This is a genomic window from Agarivorans sp. Toyoura001 (assembly GCF_005405585.1).
In the GTDB taxonomy this organism is placed as follows: domain Bacteria; phylum Pseudomonadota; class Gammaproteobacteria; order Enterobacterales; family Celerinatantimonadaceae; genus Agarivorans.
Genome location: NZ_BJEQ01000001.1, coordinates 88,690 through 109,312 on the forward strand (window position 1 = coordinate 88,690; position 20,623 = coordinate 109,312).

A 20,623-nucleotide genomic window follows, 5' to 3' on the forward strand; every position below is an offset into this window, starting at 1 on the left:
TTGTTCCTTTATTGCATCACAAAGCCGGTAAACAATATTTTTTCTACCACAACTTTACCGGTAATTTCTTTTAATGCTTTTTGTGTTTCGATTAGCGAGTTTTCACGTAGGCTATCTTTGCCTTCTTGAGTAGACATGTCTTCAACGCTAGCGGAGCTAAATACGTTAAGTAAAGTGCCTTCAATCAAAGGAATATGTAGCTTCGCATCAGCTTCATTGGCAGTACCACGCACCAATAATTGTACTTTGATTTGTACCAAACGATCTCTGTGGTCACCCACAATATTGAAGACAAATGGTCGCGGCATCCCCACGTATAATGCTTCATGAGTAACGCTAGCAGTCACTTCTTCAGTGGGGGTTGCAGCTGCAGGAGCTTCATCTTCACCGCCCATCAACAAAAAGCCGACAACGCCTCCAATAACTAATACCGCGACACCGGCAATAATGATGATCAGCTTCTTCTTACTGCCACCTTCATCATCTTCTACTTTTAATTCTGATTCTTCAGCCATTTATGCTTCCATGAACTTTTTGCTAAACTGATTTCATTATTACACAGTTAAGAGGCGCTTCAACAGCGCCTTTAGCAAATAAACTAGGCGTAAAAGTCTATACCATCGCTGTTTGCTTGGTTTGCCACCAAGGCGCTCAAGTCTTGCTCACCGGCGTCGTCAATATTGTCAATATTTCCAGCAAGTCCACTTCCCGCGCTTTGACCTTGACCATGCTGCGAAGCATTGCCTTGATTTTGCTGATTCACCTGGCTTTGTCCTAATTCTATACCCTGCTGCTGTAACATTTCGCGTAAACGCGGCATGGTTTGTTCTAAGGCTTCACGAGCTTGAGGGTTTTGAACTTGAATTTGTACCGATACCTGTTGTTCTTGGTTAATCTGCAAGCGAATATGCATACTGCCCAACTCTGCAGGATCTAAACGGATTTCAGCTTTTTGCATACCTTGGCTTAACATGTATTGAACCCGCTGATTTAGTTCGGCAGGCGCTTGATAATGAGCCGGATTGAATCGCTCGTTTTGTTGAACTTGTTTATCGTTTATCTGATTTGCTTGCTGCGCTTGTTTTAACGCAACATCGCTATTTGCCTGCTCCGCGCGAGCGACTACATCAGCGCCAGAGGCTGAGCGATAGATACTGTGATGTTCTTGCGGTTTAGGGGCCTCAGTTTGATTTAGCGCTACATGCTGTTGAGTTTGACTATGTTGCTGCTCTTTTTGCTCACCGCTAGTATCTTTACTAGTGCTATCTGCGCTCGCTGCGATGGTCGCAGCAGCTAACTTATCAGTAGTTGGAGAAGCATCGGTACTGCTGGCTTTAGGGGTCAACAAATTTGACTGAGTAGAAGCGAGCGGAGGTTTAGTCTCGCCAGTTTTGGCATCGACATTAAGGTTTGTTTCAGCCATTTTTCCAGCGTCTGCATTTTGCGCCACTTTCGTATCGTTGGCCGTTTGCTGAATAACCACTTGCTCTGAAGATGAAACTTTAGCGGCTTGTTTAGCTCGCGCATCAGCTTGCGTATTTAGTGGCTCACCTCTATTAGTATCTGAGTTTATCTGCGCTGCTTTTTCTTGTTTACTGTCTACCCCAGCATTAGCCTGTTTTAGCGTATCAGCCTCTTTACCACTGGCAGATTTAAGCTGTTCGCTTTCAACTTTATTCTGTAGCGTTTTATCAGTATCTTTAACCACCGCACCGCTAACAAAAGCAGTGGTTTTGTTTAATTCTTTTTCGGTAGCTTTTTGTTGTTCGACTTGGTTAGCAGAAACGCCAGTTTTTGCAGATTTATCTAACTCGCCTTCAGTGCCTTTAATCGCTTTACTCCCACTAACTTCTGCAGCGTCTGTGTCTGCAATTCTTTTCGCGTTAGCGGCTTCACTAAGCACTTTTGAGTCTGTTAGGTCTTTAGCACTTTGTGGGTTAGCTTTGTTGGCCTCTCCTTCTACACTGATTGTGCTGTCACTTTTCGATGAAGAAACGCCAAGTTGATTGGAGCTTGTATTTGATGTTTTAGTTTCGCTACTCAGTATAGATGAGGCTTTTGTATCGTCGGCATCAGACGCAGCAGAGTTAAGCGGCAATTCACTGCCGCTTTGTTTATTTGCTGCTTGGGCTAAATCAGGTTCAATTTCGCTTTTTCCAGCACTGTTAGCTTTAACTGCAGGCTCTGGTTCAGCCTTACTGTTTAATCTCTCTTTGGTTTCTGAGTCCTGCGTTAATGAAGAACTGTCTGAAACTGCTTTTTCGGCAGAATCAGCTTCATCTTCACTAACAAGATCAATGGGAATAGCATTTTTAGCGGACTCTGCATTACCCTTTTCAATATCGTCGGCCGCTTTTTTGGCCGTATCGAGTTGCTTAAGTAAGTCCCTAGGACTGGGCTCTGCGGGGCTATCCACAGCCTTTTTAGAATCAGACTCCGCACCTTTAGCATACTCTTTTTCTACAGCGGCTTTTACAGGGCTATCGGCTTTAGGAAGTTGTTCTAATTCTTTAACTAATTTAGCAAAATCGTCACCCTTTTCAGAAGGGCTAAGAGTTGCACTTCCTAGTGATGATAACTGCTTGGCATTGCCTGCATCGTTTAACAGAAATTCCATATTGTTACTTGCCCTTACAATTAGTCTTTTCCAGCTTTAGGCTTATTTGCCCTAGGCTAACTAGCCATTAATCTTTCATTTCGAAAAAAACAAAGCATATTTTATGCCTAAGCGCTAGGCTTGGCCTCGAAGGTGAGAATATAACGCATATTCGTCAAGTAGCTTTTGTTCTTCGCGGTGCTGTTTTTGCTGCTGCTGTTTCACTTGTTTTTCAATCAGAAACTCCATAGCTTTTCGTTTAGCTTGTAGCTCTAACCACTGATTACGTTTAAGTAATACGTTTTTCTTTACTTGCTCAATACTTTTACCCTGCTGGACACTGGCTTGCTCAAGCTTTTGAATAAACAATTGGTATTGGTGAAAACTGTCTGCGTAAAAGCCATCTACGCCCTTTGCTAACGCTTGCTCAAGGTAAGAACGGCGATACTGCTCTAGGTGAGCCAATTGTGCTTCAAATTCGCTAAGCTGCTGCTGCGCTTCGGCCATATCTTTTACTGCGGCTTGCTCTTGCTCTTGCAAGCGCTCAACCATTAAATATAACGCTCGCCGTGCCATGAGCATCTCCTAAGTAGAGAACATCAAGGTAGTTTAACCGAGCGGACCTTGAGCATTGATATTGGCCATTTGCATGGTGCGCTCCATCCGCGTCAGACTTTCGTCATAAGCTACCACTTCTTTCATCTCTTGCTGCAAGAACTGATCCATATGTGGCTTCATGCCTATAGCTAAATCAATACGTTTGTCAGCACCGCGTTGGTAGGCACCAATAGCAATCAAGTCTTGGTTTTGCTGGTAGGAGGCATTTAAGGATTTAAGCTGGCGAGCAAGTTGCTGATGGCCATCGCTAGTTACCGCAGGCATCACTCGGCTAATGGATTTTTCAATGTCTACCGCTGGATAATGACCTGAGTCTGCCAGCTCGCGAGATAACACGATGTGTCCGTCAAGAATTGCACGGGCCGCATCGGCAATGGGGTCTTGCAAATCATCCCCCTCGGTAAGAACCGTGAAAAAGGCGGTAATCGAACCCTGCCCTTCACCACCGTTTCCAGCACGTTCAACCAAGCGAGGCAATTTTGCAAACACTGAGGGCGGATAGCCCTTAGTAGCAGGCGGCTCGCCAATTGCTAAGGCAATCTCTCGCTGTGCTTGAGCGTAACGCGTTAATGAATCCATAAGTAGCAGCACATTTAAGCCTTGGTCTCGAAAGTACTCGGCAATGGTTAAGGTGGTATCACAGCCTTTCAAACGCATTAATGGAGAAGCATCGGCGGGGGCAGCCACAACCACCGCTCTCTTGCGGCCTTCTTCACCTAAAATATCGTCAATAAATTCTTTTACTTCGCGGCCACGTTCACCAATCAACCCCACCACTACTACATCTGCTGTAGTGCCTCGAGTCATCATGCCCATTAATACACTTTTACCCACCCCCGAGCCAGCAAATAAGCCCATGCGCTGACCCTGGCCTACAGTTAACACCGCATTAATCGAGCGAACCCCAACATCTAAAGGCTGTTTAATTGGTTTTCTTGCCATGGGATTAAGGCGAACAGAGCTCAAATTAGTGGTCTGTTTACAATGAATATCGCCCAGTCCGTCTAGCGGCTTACCCACTCCGTCAATCACCCGTCCTAGCAGTTCCATACCTACCGGGATGCCGTGATTCTCATGCATTGGGATCACGCGAGCGCCAGGCAATACACCGGTTAACTGCTCACTTGGCATTAAAAACAGCTTGTCACCAGAAAAGCCCACAACTTCAGCTTCTAGAAATCCGTCGAGAGTTTCTACTGAACATAAAGAGCCCACAGGGGCGCGACACCCTACTGCTTCAAGCGTTAAGCCCACTACTCGAGTTAGCTTACCCGCAACCGTTGGGTTATTCCGCACATGCTCGGTGTTATAAGAACTAAGTCGTTGGCTCAGCGTCATCGTCTTGACCATTTTGGCGAATAAAAGACTGTAGGCTTTGTTTAATAACTTCGTTCATCTCAACTGAAACAGATGATAAATCATTCTCGATTAAACAATCACCTTGGGTAAGGCTGCCATCGGCTAGCAACTGCCACTTTTTCTTTTCTTGGGTTTCGGGAGGAAATATCTGCTCGATAATAGCCAAATCTACCGGGTGTAAATGAATACGAATATGTTGTTTTTGCAATGGTAGGGCCGCTACAGCCTGCTTTACTGTTTTAGCAATAACATTGGGATTGCTAACCAATTCAACCTGAACAATTTCAGCCGCCAACTTCATGGCTAAATCAACAATCTGCTGTTCAACTTCAGCATCAATTTGTCGATTAGGCTGGTGCAACTGGTCAATCAAACTTCCCCATTGCGCACCCAAGGCATCAATTTGCTGCTGGCCTTCGGTTAGGCCTTGGCTAAGGCCTTCTTGTTGGCCTTGGGTTTTCCCTAAAGCTAAGCCTTCTTCTTGACCACTAACCAAGCCTTCTTTATGACCCGCATCTTTGCCTTCAGCAAAGCCTTCTTCATAAGCTGACTGGCGAAGCGTTTCCAGCTCTTCAATGGTCATTGGCTCAAACTGAATTTCTGGTTCATCTTCTACCGGCTCTTCATTAAACCAAGCTGGTTTCATGTTTAATACATTGCTAACAGGCTCAGCGGTATCACGAGTCGTATCTTCAAACTCGGGCAGTGGCCAGGCAATATCTTCCACTACAGGGCTGTCGATTGCTTCTTCAGGCTCACTGCTTTGTTCAACGCCAGCAAGCAAGGCATCAATTGCAGCTTGTTCATCATTCTGTTCCTGTTGCTCTGAAGATTGCTCAACAGCGTCATTACTCGGCAATGCTTGAGCTTCGTCCAATAAAGCCGCTATATCATCATCGCCCATCACCGAATCAGTGTTTGCATCCGTAGCTGCTGGAGTCTGCTCTGCTGCGTGTTGAAATGTTTCATCCTCGTCTTGTTGCTGAGGCATCCCTTGGGTTTCTTCCAGTAAAGCCGCGATATCATCATCACCCATTACTGAGTCAGCGCTGTTTTCGTCTGCTGCAGCGTTAACTTCTGTATCTTGTGGTTTAACGGGTTTATCTTGTTCGGTCATTTTTATAAGAACTCGTCGCCGCCACCACCGCCAATCATAATTTCACCGGCTTCGGAAAGTCGACGAGCAATAGATAGGATTTCTTTCTGAGCAGTTTCTACTTCGCTCACTTTAATTGGCCCCATCGCTTCTAAATCATCACGTAGCATTTCTGCGGCCCGTTTAGACATATTATTGAAGATTTTCTCTTTAAGTGTTTCGTCAGCGCCTTTAAGCGCTTTTTGCAGTAACTCACCGGGTACATCACGCAACAATGTTTGAATACCTCGGTCGTCGATATCCACCAAGTTTTCGAATACAAACATAAGGTCTTGAATTTGTTGTGCCATTTCTTCGTCGCTTTCGCGAATAGAGTCCATCAACATGCCTTCCATATTGGTATCTAGGAAGTTCATGATGTTGGCTGCCGCCTTCAGGCCGCCCATTTTGGCTGCTTGAGCACCGGCTTGACCAGCAAATTGTTTTTCCATAATTTCGTTCAATTCGGTTAATGCTGCAGGCTGCACTTCTTCTAAATTGGCGATACGCATCATGAGGTCTAAGCGCACTTTGTCTTGGAACTGCGACATAATCTCTGCAGATTGCTCGGCTTCTAGGTAAGACAACACAATAGTTTGAATTTGCGGGTGTTCATTTTGAATGATGTTAGCCACCTGGCGGGCATCCATCCATTTCAAGGAATCGAGCCCTTTAGCCCCACTGCCCATAATAATTTGGTCAACTAAGCTAGATGCTCTATCTTCACCCAGTGCTGCAGTTAGCGCTTTACGTACGAAGTCTTGACTACCAATACCAATATTGGTGTATTTTTGAATATCGTCGATAAACAAACGATGAACCGCTACCACTCGCTCGTGAGAAAAGTCTTCTAACGAGGCCATCGCCATACCCAAACGCTGTACCTGTTTAGGTTCAAGATGACGGAATATGGTCGCGGCGTCATCTTCGTTGAGGCTCAGCATTAAAATCGCTGCGCGCTCAATGCCGTTCATATCTCCCAGAACTTCTTCTGGGTTGATTTCATCTTCATTTGGCATCGTTAATTACCCAATCTTTAATTACCATGGCTGCAAGGTCTGGTTCATTGGCGACGAGTGCTCGAACCGCTTTCAGCATGTCTTCATCTTTGTGTAAGTCTGGCAGTTTTAGCTGTCCATCGCGAATACCGAAATCGACCTCAGTATTGTCTGCCGATATTAGCTGTAAGTCATCATCATTTTCATAGGCCGCCAATGCAGCATCTAAGTCGGTCTCAGCATGTTCGCTGTCTTCACCGCTAGATAGGATGCGATTTAGCATTGGTCTTACTACTGCCACAATCAGCACAATCAAGACCAGTACACTACCCGCCATGCGCATGGCGCGCCAGAACCAAGCTTGCTCCCAAACAGGTAAATCAGCTTCGGTAAATATTTCTGGGCGAGAAAATGGCACACTCACCACTTCTAAAGTATCCCCTCGGCTTAAATTAAAACCGACACCACCTTGTAACAAACGTCGAATGCTGCCCATTTGCTCGGCAGACCGCGGTTCGCGGCTGGTTTCCCCAGAGTCAGAAACTTGACTATTGTAATCTAAAGCAACCGATACGCTTAAACGCCTTACTACACCCACTTGCGAGCGAGTATGACTAATGGTGGTATCTAGTTCGTAATTACGGGTTGATTCTTTATGACTACTACCGGATTGAGCTTGAGCATTAGCCCCACCCGCTTGCTCGGGAATTTCAGCAGGTAGCGGCGGCTGATTAGTCAATGCGCCAGGAATACCAATAGCGCCACCGCCAACATTATTATCTTCAATAGTGTATTCGCTACGAACTGCCGGTAAGTCTGGATTGAAACGCTTTTGAGTTTGCTCTACAGCAGTAAAATCTAAGGTTACATCTACTTCAGCGGTGTAATTACCCACCCCAACAATTGGGATCATAATTGCGTCAATTTTGTCTTTGTATTCGCTCTCGCGTTTACGCTCCATTTCAAACTCTTTACGAGTGCGAGAAGACAGTGGGTCTTGGCTACCCGAGTTAAGTAAGCGACCATTTTGATCGGTGACCGTAACCCGGCTAGGAATTAAACCTTGAACGGCGGAAGCTACAATATCTACGATTGAGTCAATTTCTTCTTGTTGTAAGCCATTCATACCACGCAAATTCACCACAACAGTGGCTGATGGTTTCTGCTCGCGACGGGCAAATACGTTGCTTTTAGGAATAGCTAATAATACTTGGGCTTTGCTCACTGAGTTCATTTGCTCAATGGCGGTGGCTAATTGGCGCTCACGACTAAGCTTTAATCGCTCACCTTCAAGGCGTTGGCTTACTCCAAATCCCATGTCGTTAAGCAAAATTTGTTCGCCATCAGGAACCGACTCAGTTAATCCAGAACGACGAAGTTTGAGTTTGATGCTTTGATATTGCTCGGCATTAACTAATACCGTATTGCCTTCTATGGTGTAAGGGATTTTGGCTTGGTCAAGAAAGTCTAAGGTTTCAACCAGCTCAGGCGTATTCATGGTACCCAGCGGACGCATCTCTGGCTCTTTGGCCCACATTAATAAAAATACGGCCATGGCCAAGCAGATAGCTAAAGCCAAAATCATAATGACTTGGCGTAGCACGTCGCTGTTGCTCAAGAATGAAAGTGCAGAACTCTGTTGTTCTGTTGCTTCCAAGCTATCACCGTCGCTATCTGAACCTAGTAGTGCGGGTTCTTGACTCATTGCGTTACTTCCTTCGCTCGCCACAATATTTCCCTAGCCATGTTAAACAGGCATAGAACTAATTTGTTTGTATGCATCAACTAATTTATTTCTTACTTGTACGGTGGCATCAAACGCGATGCTAGATTTTTGTGCGGCAATCATTACATCACCAATACCTACGTTACGGTCGCCTAAATCAAAGCGAGTGCGTAAATCATTGGCATTAGACTGCAAGCCATTTACGTTATTAATTGCATCTTTCAACAAGCTACCAAAATCACTGTTTACTTTAGAAACGCCTAGCTGACCATTAGGTTGAGCAAAGTCTTGCCCAATGCCGCCGGTTTTCATTTCTCCAGCCATTGATTGCAGTTCGCTAAATAGGTTTGCTGAATCAACTCTCATGATTTCCCTCTACCGCCAGATAAATGGCATTGTTGTTAGTTATACAGGGAAAAGCAAAAGACGCGCCAAGATTAATTAACAACTAATCTTAAGTTCTCTTTTGATTGAGGTTTGGTTAGGTAGTTTTTAACAAAATCGTTTTGCGGAAGAGGTCTCGCAAAGAAGTAACCTTGTGCTTGTTCACAACCCATCACCGAGGCCAAATTGGCTTGTGCTTGGGTTTCGATACCTTCAATAAGCACTTGGTATTTCATGCTACGGGCAATCATCACCATTGCTTTTACAATATGTTGATCGGATAAATTTTCTTCTAAGCCGCTAACAAAGGCGCGGTCAATTTTAAGAATAGTCACCGGTAAGTGTTTCAAGTAGGCCATAGACGAATAACCGGTACCAAAGTCATCGATTGCAATACCAAACCCTGCATCACGCATTCGTTGAATACTGGCTTTAGCCTCAGTGGGCTGTTCCATCATTGCCGACTCAGTAATCTCAATACAAATACGCTGCGGATTAACTTGCCATTGGCTCGCATAATTAATCGCAATTTTCTCCGCATGCCCCAAAGACACAGTGGTGGCAGAAAAGTTGACTGACAACTTGAAGCCTTCAGGTAGCTGGCTAGAAAAACGCGCCATAAAACGCATGGCATTTTGAAACACCCATTTATCAAGCTGCAATACTAAACCAGTTTCCTCGGCAACGGGGACAAATTCATCTGGCGAAATAGCACCTTCTGGAGTAAACCATCGCAGCAATACTTCTGCGCCAATCATTTTGTTAGTCTTTAAGCAAAATTGTGGCTGAAAGAATAAATCTAGTTCGTTATTACCAATTGCTTTACGCAGCTTAGATTCAAGAGTTAGCTTAACTAAACCCGCTTGGCTTAAATCGGGCCGATAACGGCAAATGCTAACGCCGGTTTTCACTGCATGATTCAAAGCAGTAAAAGTATTGGCTAACAAGGTATCGCTGTGAAGCGCTTCTCGGCGAGGATGATAACTGCAGTACCCCACATGACAACGAGTTAACAGTTGTAGTTGTTCTAGTCGCAACCAACCTCGACAGCTTTGCACGATTTGCTTAGCTATCTCGATCACTTCTTTGTCTTTATTCACATTTGGTACAACCACCACAAAATAGTGATGATACCAATAAGCAAGCTGGGCTTCTGGGTAGTGTTTACGTAGACTTTTTTGTACCCGCTTTGCATAAGCTTCTTTCGTCACTTCGCCTAGGCGCTGACCAAAGTTTTCAAACACTTCATTTTGCCTTGGGAAGTCGAACATCAATACTGACAAAGGTACGGCGTCATCTAACCAACTGGTGAGCAAGCGAGTAACATGGCGACGGTTTGGCAAACCGGTCACTTCATCATGGTTTTTCCAATACTCTAGCTGTTCTCGTAATTGAGTGGATTTAAGATTAGCTTTAACAAATTTTTGTCTCAGTAATATAACGCTAATGCTGACTACAAATAGTGCCATCAACAAACCGACAAACCACCAGTAAGAGATACTCGTTGCATCACCACTTTGAGCCGAGTAAGCCTGCCAACGTTGATAACTTTGCGCTAGTTGAGCTTCATCCATCGACAACAAGCCGCGATTGAGTAATGCGACCAGAGGTTTCCAATCGTCTCGAATAGCAAATTGATGCTGTAGTGATTCATCCAATATAAAAGATTGTTGTAAATGCCAACGCGGCATACCGCGTAAGTGAGCAGCCACTTCATCGCTACCTGCCAGTAACGCAATAGTTTGCTGCTCTACTACTGAGCGAATTGCGTCGGCGAGAGAGGCATAAATTAGCGGCTCTACTTCAGGGTAATTCTCCAGTAAAACTTCCTGAGCGCTACTTCCTGCAACCACCGCAATAGACTTGCCGGTGAGCTGTTGCATATTCCTCAAGCGCGCTTGCTGTAAAGGATTAAACAGGGCTAAGGGCTGTTGCCAGCTTGGTACGGTGTAACTAACAAAAGGGCTGAGGCGACGGTGAGTACTAGCACTACTTAACATGTCTACTTGACCATGCTGTAAGGCCAAGATGGCTTCAGAAACACTAGAGAAAATATGGTATTCAAGTTTTAAACGGGTTTGAAAGGCTAAACTATTGAGGGTATCAATGGCATAACCAGCAGGAGTGCCAGTATGGTCCACGTATTCCAAAGGCAGGCGATCAGCAACTACTGCCACCTTTATCTCTGGATTATCTTCGAGCCATTGATATTCACTCGCATTGACTATATAGGCATTCACGCCTAACGACCAACAACAACCTACCACTAGCAACGTTAAGTATCTAACGAGGCACAACCGCAAACTAATTAGCTCCTAAAACTCGCGCTATTGCCTTGGCATTCTTTGCGCCAAGTGCATTATTGCTAACAGCATACCAAAAACAACCAGAAAATATTTGATTCAAACGATACTAACTCGTTTAAAAGTCGCAGAAATGGGCAGTTAAGTCACAAATTCACATAAAGTTAATAAAACGCAGCATTAGCGCTATTTAACTAGGCTGAATAAGTGATTGATATTGCTCACTCCACAACATAGCTTGCAAATTAAGGTGTTCAATTTGCTTATAATCCATTCGTAATTGTGAGGCTAAGCGCTCAGTTTTATACCAGTGCCCTTCTTCATACGATTTAATAGTGAGCAACATGTAACGCAATAGCGACGGTTGCTCACTACATAGCGCATCTCTAATGTCTTGTTCTAGGGGTAAACTGTAAAGCAATTCGCTTAATGGTTTGTCTAAAAGTGCATCAAGCAAGGAAAACAAACCGCATAAAAATGCAGCTTCCTGCATAGCTGGCGATTTATGCATAGCCACCAGCTCACAAAATCGTGCTCGGTGTACCGACATACGCACTAATTCACGCGGTTTATGGCTTACCGCCATCGCGCTGGCAAGCAAGGCGACTAGCTTTCTGAGTTGAGTATTACCAATGTAAACAACGGCTTGCTTAATCGATGCCATTTCTTCCACTATGGGTAAACTTCCAGAATTAACAAAGCGTAATAATTTATAGCTAAGCCCTGTGTCTCGCTCAAAATAACGCACCACTTCATTGATATTTACATCTTCGCGAGTGGCGGCATAAAACAAGCGAGAAATCATTAAATAGCTGGCATCGATGTCTTTTGACACATGCATTTCAGGGCGACAAAAATAATAACCTTGGAAAAAATTAAAACCTAAATCTCGCGCTTGTTGGTATTCCTCTTGAGTCTCCACTTTCTCCGCTAACAATTTAATTTTTTTGCGCGTTTTTAAGGCCTCAAATAATGTACTTAGTTGTTCCAAAGGCGTACGTTGAATATCCACCTTTATCAAGCGGACAAACTTAAGATAAGGTTCCCATTCAGCTTTATAAACAAAGTCGTCAAAGGCTAAGCGATAACCTCGATGAAACAGCGATTGGCAACGCTTGTACAGTTTTTCACTGGGTTTGGCGGTTTCAAGAATTTCAATTACTACCTGCTTGCTAGGCAGTAATTTTACCATTTCTGAATGTAGACTTTCTTCAGGAAAGTTGATTAAAGCAGGTTTACCTTGAGTAATCGCATGCAAGCCATCATTAAGCTGAGTGCGAATAATTAGCTTAGACGTAGCCTCATGTGGATCGATATCAGGGTACACATTGTCGGGACCATCGCGAAACAATAGCTCGTAAGCGACGACTCGCTGCTTGCGATCGAGGATCGCCTGCCGCGCAGTGTAAACATTCATAGTTTTAGTTACCGTTTTAGCCGCGTTTTAGTATTGGCTTTTCGCCTATTTATTTTTAGTCTCAGCAGTGCTTGAGATAAAACGCGGATGTAAAAAAAGAGTCACCTAAGTGACTCTTCAAGACTAACTAAGTTATGAAAAATTTTCGACTACTTTATTCGCTAAGTTGTTGCAAGCGCTCAAAATAATCAGGGAAAGTTTTAGAAGTGCATTTCGGGTCATTAATGGTTACTGCTGTATCGCTTAACGCCACCAATGAAAAACACATCGCCATGCGATGATCATCATAAGTATCAATGGCCGCATGGTTTAATTTAGCTGGAGGAGTCACTTCAATAAAATCGTGCCCTTCCACTACGGTAGCGCCCACTTTTTTAAGTTCAGTAGCCATTGCCGCTAAGCGGTCAGTCTCTTTTACTCGCCAGTTATATACGTTACGTATAGCAGTAGTGCCTTTAGCAAACAAAGCCGCCGTGGCAATGGTCATAGCCGCATCTGGAATATGGTTCATGTCCAAATCAACAGCACTTAACTCACCACTACGGGCAATAATGTAATCATCGCCCCACTCTATATCAGCGCCCATTGCAGCTAATACGTCGGCAAACAATACGTCGCCTTGCATGGATTTTTTACCCACGCCTGTCACTTTCACTTCGCCGCCTTTTATTGCGCCAGCAGCTAAGAAGTAAGAAGCCGAAGAGGCGTCACCTTCAACCAGAAACTCGCCTGCACCCGTGTATGTTTGTTGGCCTTTAACCACAAAGCGCTGGTAGTTATCGTTTTCCACTTCAATGCCAAATGCCGACATCATCTTTAAGGTGATATCGATATAAGGTTTAGATACCAACTCTCCAACTATAGAGATCTCAATGTCTTGCTCGGCATAAGGTGCAGCCATTAGAAAAGCTGTTAAAAATTGGCTAGATACTGAGCCATCAACATCTACCTTGCCACCTTTAAGGCCTGTGCCTTTAATGTTTAGCGGCGGGTAGCCTTCGGTTTTTAAGTAAGTTACATCGGCGCCTACTTGGCGTAAAGCATCAACGAGTGCGCCAATTGGGCGCTCTTCCATACGCGGCTCACCGGTTAAGGTAAATTCGCCTTGGCTCAAACATAAGGCTGCACATAAAGGGCGCATTGCAGTACCGGCATTACCCAAAAACAACTCTTCGGCTTGCTCTACTTTAAATGCTCGGCCTAAACCCGTTACGCGGCATCGGCTTCGGTCGTCTGACAATTGGTAGCTCACACCCAATGTTTTGAGCGCGTTGAGCATATGGCGAATATCATCACTATCAAGCAAATTGCTTAATACAGTTTCACCTTCAGCTAAGGCTGCGAGCAATAAAGCACGGTTAGATACGCTTTTTGAGCCTGGTAAGTTAATTTCACCATTAATGCGAGAGATAGGCTGTAGGGTTAATTGTTCCATGTTTCAAATTCTCTACTTATTTAGTGCCAATAAGCTGGCTTAATGCTTGGATAAAAGTGTGATTTTCTTGCTCTGTACCAATACTTACCCGTAAATAACCAGGCATTTGATAAGGACCTACTGGGCGCACAATAACACCTTTGTGTAACAACTGCTGGTATAGAGCCTCGGCATCGCCGCCCGGCGCTAAAAAGCTAATGAAGTTGCCTTTTGAGGGAATAAAACTTATTTCAGCCTCCTCAAAAAAAGCCTCTAGTGTTGCTAGGCCTTGTTGATTAAGCGCTACGCTGTGTTGCAAATACTGTTGATCTTGCAATGCTGCCGCAGCCGCCACCAAACTTAAACTGTTTACGTTAAAAGGCTGGCGTAAGCGATTGAGTAAATCGGCGATTTCCGGATTTGAAATTGCGTAACCTACGCGCAAACCTGCTAAGCCGTATGCTTTAGAGAAGGTGCGAGTAATCACTAAGTTGGAAAACTCGCTTAACCATTGTGTTGAAGGTGCTTGCTGGTCTTCGTTTAAGTACTCGTAATAAGCTTCATCCAATACCACCACTACATGTTCTGGTACTTTTTGCATAAAGTCATATAAGGCTTCACTACTCAAGTAGGTACCCGTAGGGTTATTGGGGTTGGCGATAAACACTAAGCGAGTGTTATCTGTAACCGCCTCAGCCATGGCATCTAGGTCATGACCCCAATTTTTAGCCGGTACCACCACCGCTTTAGCGCCAATAGCCTGCGTAACAATGGGGTAAACTACAAAGGCATGCTGTGAAAAAACCACTTCATGCTCCGGGCTAACAAATACTCTAGCGATAAGATCTAATACGTCGTTAGAGCCATTACCCAAGGTAAACTGCTCTGACGCTAGTTGGTACTTATTCGCCAAGGCTTGCTTAAGGTAAAAACCATTTGAGTCAGGATAACGGGTTAACTCAGCAATCGCTTGCTCGATTGCTGCGCTAGCTTTGGGGCTCATACCCGTTGGGTTTTCATTAGACGCTAGTTTAACAATATTGCTAATGCCTAACTCGCGTTCAAGTTCATCGGTAGGTTTGCCTGCTTGGTAAGGTCGTAAGCCTTGAATACCCAGACTAGCTAAGGCATGAAAATCACAGCTCATATTACTTCCTTAACCGTTACGCTTAGCAAAGTCGCGCATAAAGCTCACTAGCGCTTGTACGCCTTCAATTGGCATAGCGTTATAAATGCTAGCGCGCATGCCGCCAACAATCCGATGACCTTTTAGCGTCACTAAACCCTCTGCTGCAGACTCAGATAAAAAAGCCGCATCCAAATCGCTATTGGCTAACTGAAAAGGAATATTCATTTTAGAGCGGTTTTCTGGCGCTACATTGTTTTGGTAAAAGTCACTACTATCAATAAATGAATAGAGTAACTCCGCTTTCGCCGCATTCTTTTCAGCCATTGCGCTTAAGCCGCCTTGAGATTTTAGCCACTTAAAGACTAAACCCGCTAAATACCAAGAATACGTTGGCGGCGTATTAAACATTGAATCACTACCCGCTAATAAGCTGTAGTTAAAAATGTTGGGGGTAAGCTGATGAGCTTTATCGAGTAAATCGTCACGAACGATAGCAATGGCTAAGCCTGATGGGCCGATATTTTTCTGCGCGCCCGCGTAAATAAGACCAAACTTACTTACATCGATAGGTTGCGATAAAATAGTAGATGAGAAGTCACCCACTAGCACCATATCACCTACCTCAGGAATCTCATCAATGGCAATGCCTTCAATGGTTTCATTTGGGCAATAATGCACATAAGCCGATTGCTCGTCGTATTGCCACTCTTTGCTTGGTTTAACCGCTACCTGCCCTTGAGCATTTGTGCTTATCGCATCAAATACTTTAGCTTCGGCGTGCTTTTCACCTTCTGCTACCGCGCCTTTCGACCACTGACCGGTACTAATAAAGCTAATTGACGTTTTGTCGCCGAGTAAGTTTAACGGTGCAGCAGCAAACTGTCCTCGACCGCCGCCTTGGCAAAACAATACTTTATAGTTATCAGGAATGTTTAATAGGTCTCGAAGATCTTGCTCAGCTTGTGCAGCCATAGCAATATATTCTTTGCCACGGTGACTCACTTCCATGACAGACACACCTAGCCCCTGCCAATTGCAAAATTCTGCCTGTGCTTGTTGCATTACTGCTTCAGGTAACATGGCTGGACCGGCACAAAAATTATAAATTTTATCCATGCTAAATCTCTTACTAATATGTTGTGTGCGACCACTCAAGTGGTTCGTATGCTGTTTTTAAACAAAAACGAGCGGCTAAAAGCCGCCCGTTGTTTTTATTATTTATGACTATTCTGGTTCGGGGTCACTGCTGGCAGTTTCATCACTGCTCGCGGCGGGCTCTTCACCAGTAGCTGGAGCCGCTACCTCGCCTTCGGGTATTTCACCTTCAGCGCTTTCATCAAACTCCGGTTCTTCTATCTCGTCAATACGCTGTAAACCGACTACTTTCTCATCTTCAGTAGTACGGATTAAGGTAACACCTTGCGTATTACGGCCCACCAGTGATACTTCATTAACGCGAGTACGAACTAGCGTACCGCCGTCGGTGATTAGCATCATTTCTTGGGCTTCAGTGACTTGTACCGCACCAACCACAAGGCCATTTCGGTCACTCACTTTAATAGATACTACGCCTTTTGTTGCGCGGCTCTTAGCTGGATATTCTTCAAGTTTAGTACGTTTACCGTAACCATTTTCGGTGGCGGTAAGAATATCACCGTCGCCGTTTGGCACAATTAACGACACCACTTTTTGGCCCGCATCTAAGGAAATACCACGAACACCCGCAGCAGTACGGCCCATTGGACGTAACGCTAGTAGCTCTTCACCGGTTTCTGGGTCTAACTTAACCGCGCCAGTTTCACTGTCACGTTGCTTCTCGTTGAAACGAACAACTTTACCCGCATCCGAGAACAACATGATTTCGTTATCACCACAGGTAATATCAACACCAATTAGCTTGTCATCGTCGTTCAAGTTAATCGCGCGAATACCGCTAGATAACGGACGTTTAAACGCAGTTAACGGCGTTTTCTTAACTGTACCGTTTGCTGTAGCAAACAAGATGAACTTGTCTTCTTCATACTCACGTACTGGTAGAATAGCGGTGATACGCTCATCCTCTGTTAACGGAAGTAGGTTAACAATTGGCTTACCACGTGCTTGACGACTGGCTAAAGGTAATTGATATACCTTCATCCAGTACACTTTACCCACCGTAGAGAAACACAGAACAGTATCGTGAGTGTTTGCTACTAATAGTTTTTCGATGAAGTCTTCATTCTTCATCTTAGTCGCGGCTTTACCTTTACCACCACGGCGCTGAGATTCGTACTCAGTCAATGGTTGGTACTTAACGTAGCCTTCGTGAGATAGCGTTACTACCACGTCTTCTTCGTTAATTAAGTCTTCAATCGACAAATCAGAGCTATTGGCTGAAATTTCAGTACGACGCTCATCACCAAATTGCTCACGCACTTCAATAAGTTCGTCGCGAATCACTTCCATCAAACGATCAGGGCTATTTAAAATGTGCAGTAATTCAGCGATAAGATCCAATAGGTCTTTGTATTCGCCAATAATTTTTTCATGTTCTAGACCAGTTAACTTATGTAAACGTAAATCTAGAATAGCTTGAGCTTGAATGGGCGTGATGAAGTATTGACCATCACGAATACCAAACTCAGCTTCTAACCAGTCTGGGCGAGCTGCGTCGTCACCCGAGCGCTCCAACATAGCCGCTACCGCGCCTAAGTCCCAACCTTTCGCAACTAAAGCCGCTTTAGCTTCTGCTGGCGTAGGAGATGTTTTGATTAGCTCAATAATTTCGTCGATGTTGGCTAGCGCAATAGCTAGGCCTTCAAGGATATGAGCACGGTCACGGGCCTTACGTAATTCAAATACGGTACGACGTGTTACTACTTCACGGCGGTGACGAATGAAACACTCAATCATTTCTTGCAGGTTGAATATCTTAGGCTGGCCGTTATCTAGGGCCACCATATTCATACCAAAAGACACCTGCATTTGCGTTTGTGAATATAGGTTGTTAAGAACAACTTCACCCACTGCGTCACGCTTAAGCTCTACAACAATACGCATACCGTCTTTATCAGACTCATCACGCAGTGCAGAAATACCTTCAAGCTTCTTATCTTTTACTAGTTCAGCCATCTTCTCGATAAGGCGAGCTTTGTTCACTTGATAAGGGATCTCGTGAACAATAATGGTTTCTTTACCATTTTTGTCGATAACCACTTCAGCTTTAGAGCGAATAGACACTTTACCGCGACCAGTGCGGTAAGCCTGAATGATTCCGGCACGGCCATTAATAATACCGGCGGTTGGGAAATCAGGTGCTGGAATAAACTCCATCAGCTCATCAATAGTGATGTCTGGGTTTTCGATCATTGCCAAACAACCATTAACCACTTCAGTTAAGTTGTGAGGCGGAATATTGGTTGCCATACCTACCGCAATACCAGAAGAACCGTTCACCAATAAGTTAGGTACACGGGTAGGTAAAACTGCAGGGATTTGCTCGGTACCATCATAGTTAGGTACAAAATCAACGGTTTCTTTTTCTAAATCAGCCAACAAAGAGTGGGCTAATTTATCCATACGAATTTCGGTATAACGCATGGCCGCCGCAGAATCGCCGTCCACCGAACCAAAGTTACCTTGACCGTCTACCAACATATAACGTAGCGAAAACGGCTGCGCCATGCGAACAATCGTATCGTAAACAGCACTGTCACCATGCGGGTGATATTTACCAATTACATCACCTACCACACGGGCAGATTTTTTATAAGGTTTATTCCAATCGTTGCCCAATACATTCATTGCGAATAGCACTCGGCGATGCACTGGTTTCAAACCATCACGTACATCTGGCAAGGCTCGGCCCACAATAACGCTCATGGCATAATCAAGGTAAGAGCTCTTTAACTCATCCTCAATATTGACCGGCGAAATCTGATTTGCTAGATCGCTCATAGACGACAAAATCCTTCGTTTTTATTGCTTTTTACAATTACTAAGCGTAATCGCAAACTTTACCATAAAATAGCGGCCTTAACAGGCTTGATGTCGCTCTTTTCAGTTAGAAAAATGAAAAAACTCAAGAATTGAACAAAAGCTAGTGACTGCATTGAACAAGTTCTTATAATGCCTACAAATACTGATGTGGATTGAACCTTAAATGGAACACGGTAAAAATAACCAAAACGTTGATCATCAAGAGATTGCTCATTTTGCAGGCTTAGCCTCGCGATGGTGGGATAAACAAGGTGAGTTCAAAACCTTGCACCAAATCAATCCACTGCGTCTTGACTATATCGAACGGGGTGCAGCCGGCTTATTTGGCAAGAACGTATTGGATGTAGGTTGTGGTGGCGGCATTTTGGCCGAAAGCATGGCTGTTCGAGGTGCTAAGGTTACAGCCATTGATATGGGCAAAGAGCAAATAGAAGTGGCCAAACTGCATGCTTTAGAAACGGGCAGCCAGTTAAGCTATTTACAAACCACAGCCGAAGCCCATGCCGAAGAACATCCAGCAGCTTATGATGTAGTCACTTGCATGGAGATGATTGAACACGTGCCCGACCCTGGTTCGGTGATTGCTGCTTGTGCTCAATTAGTGAAACCTGGCGGCAAGATTTTTGTGTCCACCATTAATCGTACCCCTAAAGCTTACTTGTACATGATTTTAGCCGCAGAGAAGCTACTCAAAATTGTTCCTAACGGCACCCATCAGCATGATAAGTTCATTCGCCCTTCAGAATTGTTAGCATGGGCTGACGACAATGCACTACGCAGTGAGGCCATTAGCGGCGTGCAGTTTTTCCCGGTGATTGAAAGCTTCCGCTTAAGTAACAATGTTGATGTTAACTATATGGTGCAACTGGCAAAGCCGGAGCTAAACAATGACTAAACAAGCGGCGGTATTATTCGATTTAGACGGTACCTTATTAGATACCGCTCCCGACTTAGGCGCAGCAGCTAACTATGTATTAGCCAAACACCAACGAGCTCCGCTTAGTATGGCGCAAGCACGCCAGTTAAGCTCTCACGGCGCTATAGGTTTGCTCAAAGCAGGTTTTGGTGAAACAGACTGGGCAAACCAGGCCCAAACTGAGTTACGCCAACAGCTGCTTGATTACTATCAACAGCACATTTGTGAAGGCACTGATTTCTTCTCAGGGATTAGGCAAGCTTTACAATGGCTGAATCAGCACTCGATTGCTTGGGGTGTGATTACCAATAAGCCTGAAGGACTAAGCAAACAACTACTTGCTCACTTCCCTGAGTTTGAACAATGCGCAGTATTAGTCGGTGGCGATACGATTGCCCAGCGTAAACCCGATCCTGAACCAATGCTGCTCGCCTGCGACACCATCAAGGTAGATCCTCTACATTGCCTATATGTGGGAGATGCCGAGCGCGATATCGCCGCAGGCAACAACACAAACATGACCACTTTGCTCGCCTTATGGGGTTACATTTCAGAGCAAGATAATATAGAGCTTTGGGCTGCAGATTTACACTGTGAAAAAAGTGAGCAACTCGAACAAACTATAAGCGACTGGCTGAGCAAATTGTAGG

General features: G+C 44.6%; 16 protein-coding genes. 2 read left to right on the top strand and 14 right to left on the bottom strand.

Annotated features, from left to right (window positions below; all coding sequences use genetic code 11):
* Window positions 1-8: 8 nt before the first annotated feature.
* From fliL to gyrA, 14 genes are all read right to left on the bottom strand, one after another.
* Window positions 9-515 carry a flagellar basal body-associated protein FliL gene (fliL, locus tag FFR00_RS00460; protein ID WP_137671402.1) on the bottom strand — a complete coding sequence of 169 codons (507 nt, stop codon included), beginning with the start codon at window positions 513-515 and terminating at the stop codon, window positions 9-11.
* Between the two features lie 83 nt (window positions 516-598).
* Complete coding sequence (locus FFR00_RS00465) at window positions 599-2,617, bottom strand: flagellar hook-length control protein FliK (protein ID WP_137671403.1); 2,019 nt, start codon at window positions 2,615-2,617, stop codon at window positions 599-601.
* A gap of 114 nt (window positions 2,618-2,731) precedes the next feature.
* Window positions 2,732-3,172 (bottom strand): flagellar export protein FliJ, encoded by a 441-nt coding sequence (gene fliJ / locus FFR00_RS00470; protein ID WP_161985056.1) that lies wholly within the window; start codon window positions 3,170-3,172, stop codon window positions 2,732-2,734.
* A gap of 33 nt (window positions 3,173-3,205) precedes the next feature.
* A complete protein-coding gene (gene fliI / locus FFR00_RS00475; protein ID WP_137671405.1) occupies window positions 3,206-4,552 on the bottom strand; it encodes a flagellar protein export ATPase FliI in 1,347 nt (448 codons plus the stop codon).
* Window positions 4,530-5,690, bottom strand: a complete 1,161-nt coding sequence (locus FFR00_RS00480) for a flagellar assembly protein FliH (RefSeq protein ID WP_137671406.1) — start codon at window positions 5,688-5,690, stop codon at window positions 4,530-4,532. The genes fliI and FFR00_RS00480 overlap by 23 nt, the downstream gene beginning before the upstream one ends.
* 2 nt (window positions 5,691-5,692) lie before the next feature.
* Window positions 5,693-6,727, bottom strand: coding sequence for a flagellar motor switch protein FliG (gene fliG / locus FFR00_RS00485; protein WP_137671407.1), 1,035 nt, complete (start codon window positions 6,725-6,727; stop codon window positions 5,693-5,695).
* A complete protein-coding gene (fliF, locus tag FFR00_RS00490) occupies window positions 6,717-8,411 on the bottom strand; it encodes a flagellar basal-body MS-ring/collar protein FliF (protein WP_161985057.1) in 1,695 nt (564 codons plus the stop codon). Before fliF ends, fliG begins: the two co-directional genes overlap by 11 nt.
* A gap of 42 nt (window positions 8,412-8,453) precedes the next feature.
* On the bottom strand, window positions 8,454-8,798 hold the full coding sequence (fliE, locus tag FFR00_RS00495; RefSeq protein ID WP_137671409.1) for a flagellar hook-basal body complex protein FliE: 345 nt from the start codon (window positions 8,796-8,798) through the stop codon (window positions 8,454-8,456).
* Between the two features lie 71 nt (window positions 8,799-8,869).
* Window positions 8,870-11,056, bottom strand: a complete 2,187-nt coding sequence (locus FFR00_RS00500; RefSeq protein WP_137671410.1) for a bifunctional diguanylate cyclase/phosphodiesterase — start codon at window positions 11,054-11,056, stop codon at window positions 8,870-8,872.
* Window positions 11,057-11,309: 253 nt separating this feature from the next.
* Window positions 11,310-12,536 (bottom strand): EAL and HDOD domain-containing protein, encoded by a 1,227-nt coding sequence (locus FFR00_RS00505; protein WP_137671411.1) that lies wholly within the window; start codon window positions 12,534-12,536, stop codon window positions 11,310-11,312.
* 154 nt (window positions 12,537-12,690) lie between these two features.
* A complete protein-coding gene (aroA, locus tag FFR00_RS00510; RefSeq protein ID WP_137671412.1) occupies window positions 12,691-13,971 on the bottom strand; it encodes a 3-phosphoshikimate 1-carboxyvinyltransferase in 1,281 nt (426 codons plus the stop codon).
* 16 nt (window positions 13,972-13,987) lie between these two features.
* Window positions 13,988-15,097 (bottom strand): histidinol-phosphate transaminase, encoded by a 1,110-nt coding sequence (hisC, locus tag FFR00_RS00515; protein WP_137671413.1) that lies wholly within the window; start codon window positions 15,095-15,097, stop codon window positions 13,988-13,990.
* Window positions 15,098-15,106: 9 nt separating this feature from the next.
* The gene (gene serC, locus FFR00_RS00520; RefSeq protein ID WP_137671414.1) at window positions 15,107-16,195 is read right to left on the bottom strand and encodes a 3-phosphoserine/phosphohydroxythreonine transaminase; all 1,089 of its coding nucleotides are present in this window, start codon (window positions 16,193-16,195) and stop codon (window positions 15,107-15,109) included.
* Window positions 16,196-16,303: 108 nt separating this feature from the next.
* Complete coding sequence (gyrA, locus tag FFR00_RS00525; RefSeq protein WP_235836128.1) at window positions 16,304-19,015, bottom strand: DNA topoisomerase (ATP-hydrolyzing) subunit A; 2,712 nt, start codon at window positions 19,013-19,015, stop codon at window positions 16,304-16,306.
* A gap of 205 nt (window positions 19,016-19,220) precedes the next feature.
* On the opposite strand from gyrA, the gene ubiG reads away from it, so the two are divergent.
* A complete protein-coding gene (ubiG, locus tag FFR00_RS00530) occupies window positions 19,221-19,952 on the top strand; it encodes a bifunctional 2-polyprenyl-6-hydroxyphenol methylase/3-demethylubiquinol 3-O-methyltransferase UbiG (protein ID WP_137671415.1) in 732 nt (243 codons plus the stop codon).
* Window positions 19,945-20,622 (top strand): HAD family hydrolase, encoded by a 678-nt coding sequence (locus FFR00_RS00535; protein WP_137671416.1) that lies wholly within the window; start codon window positions 19,945-19,947, stop codon window positions 20,620-20,622. Before ubiG ends, FFR00_RS00535 begins: the two co-directional genes overlap by 8 nt.
* Window position 20,623: the final 1 nt, after the last annotated feature.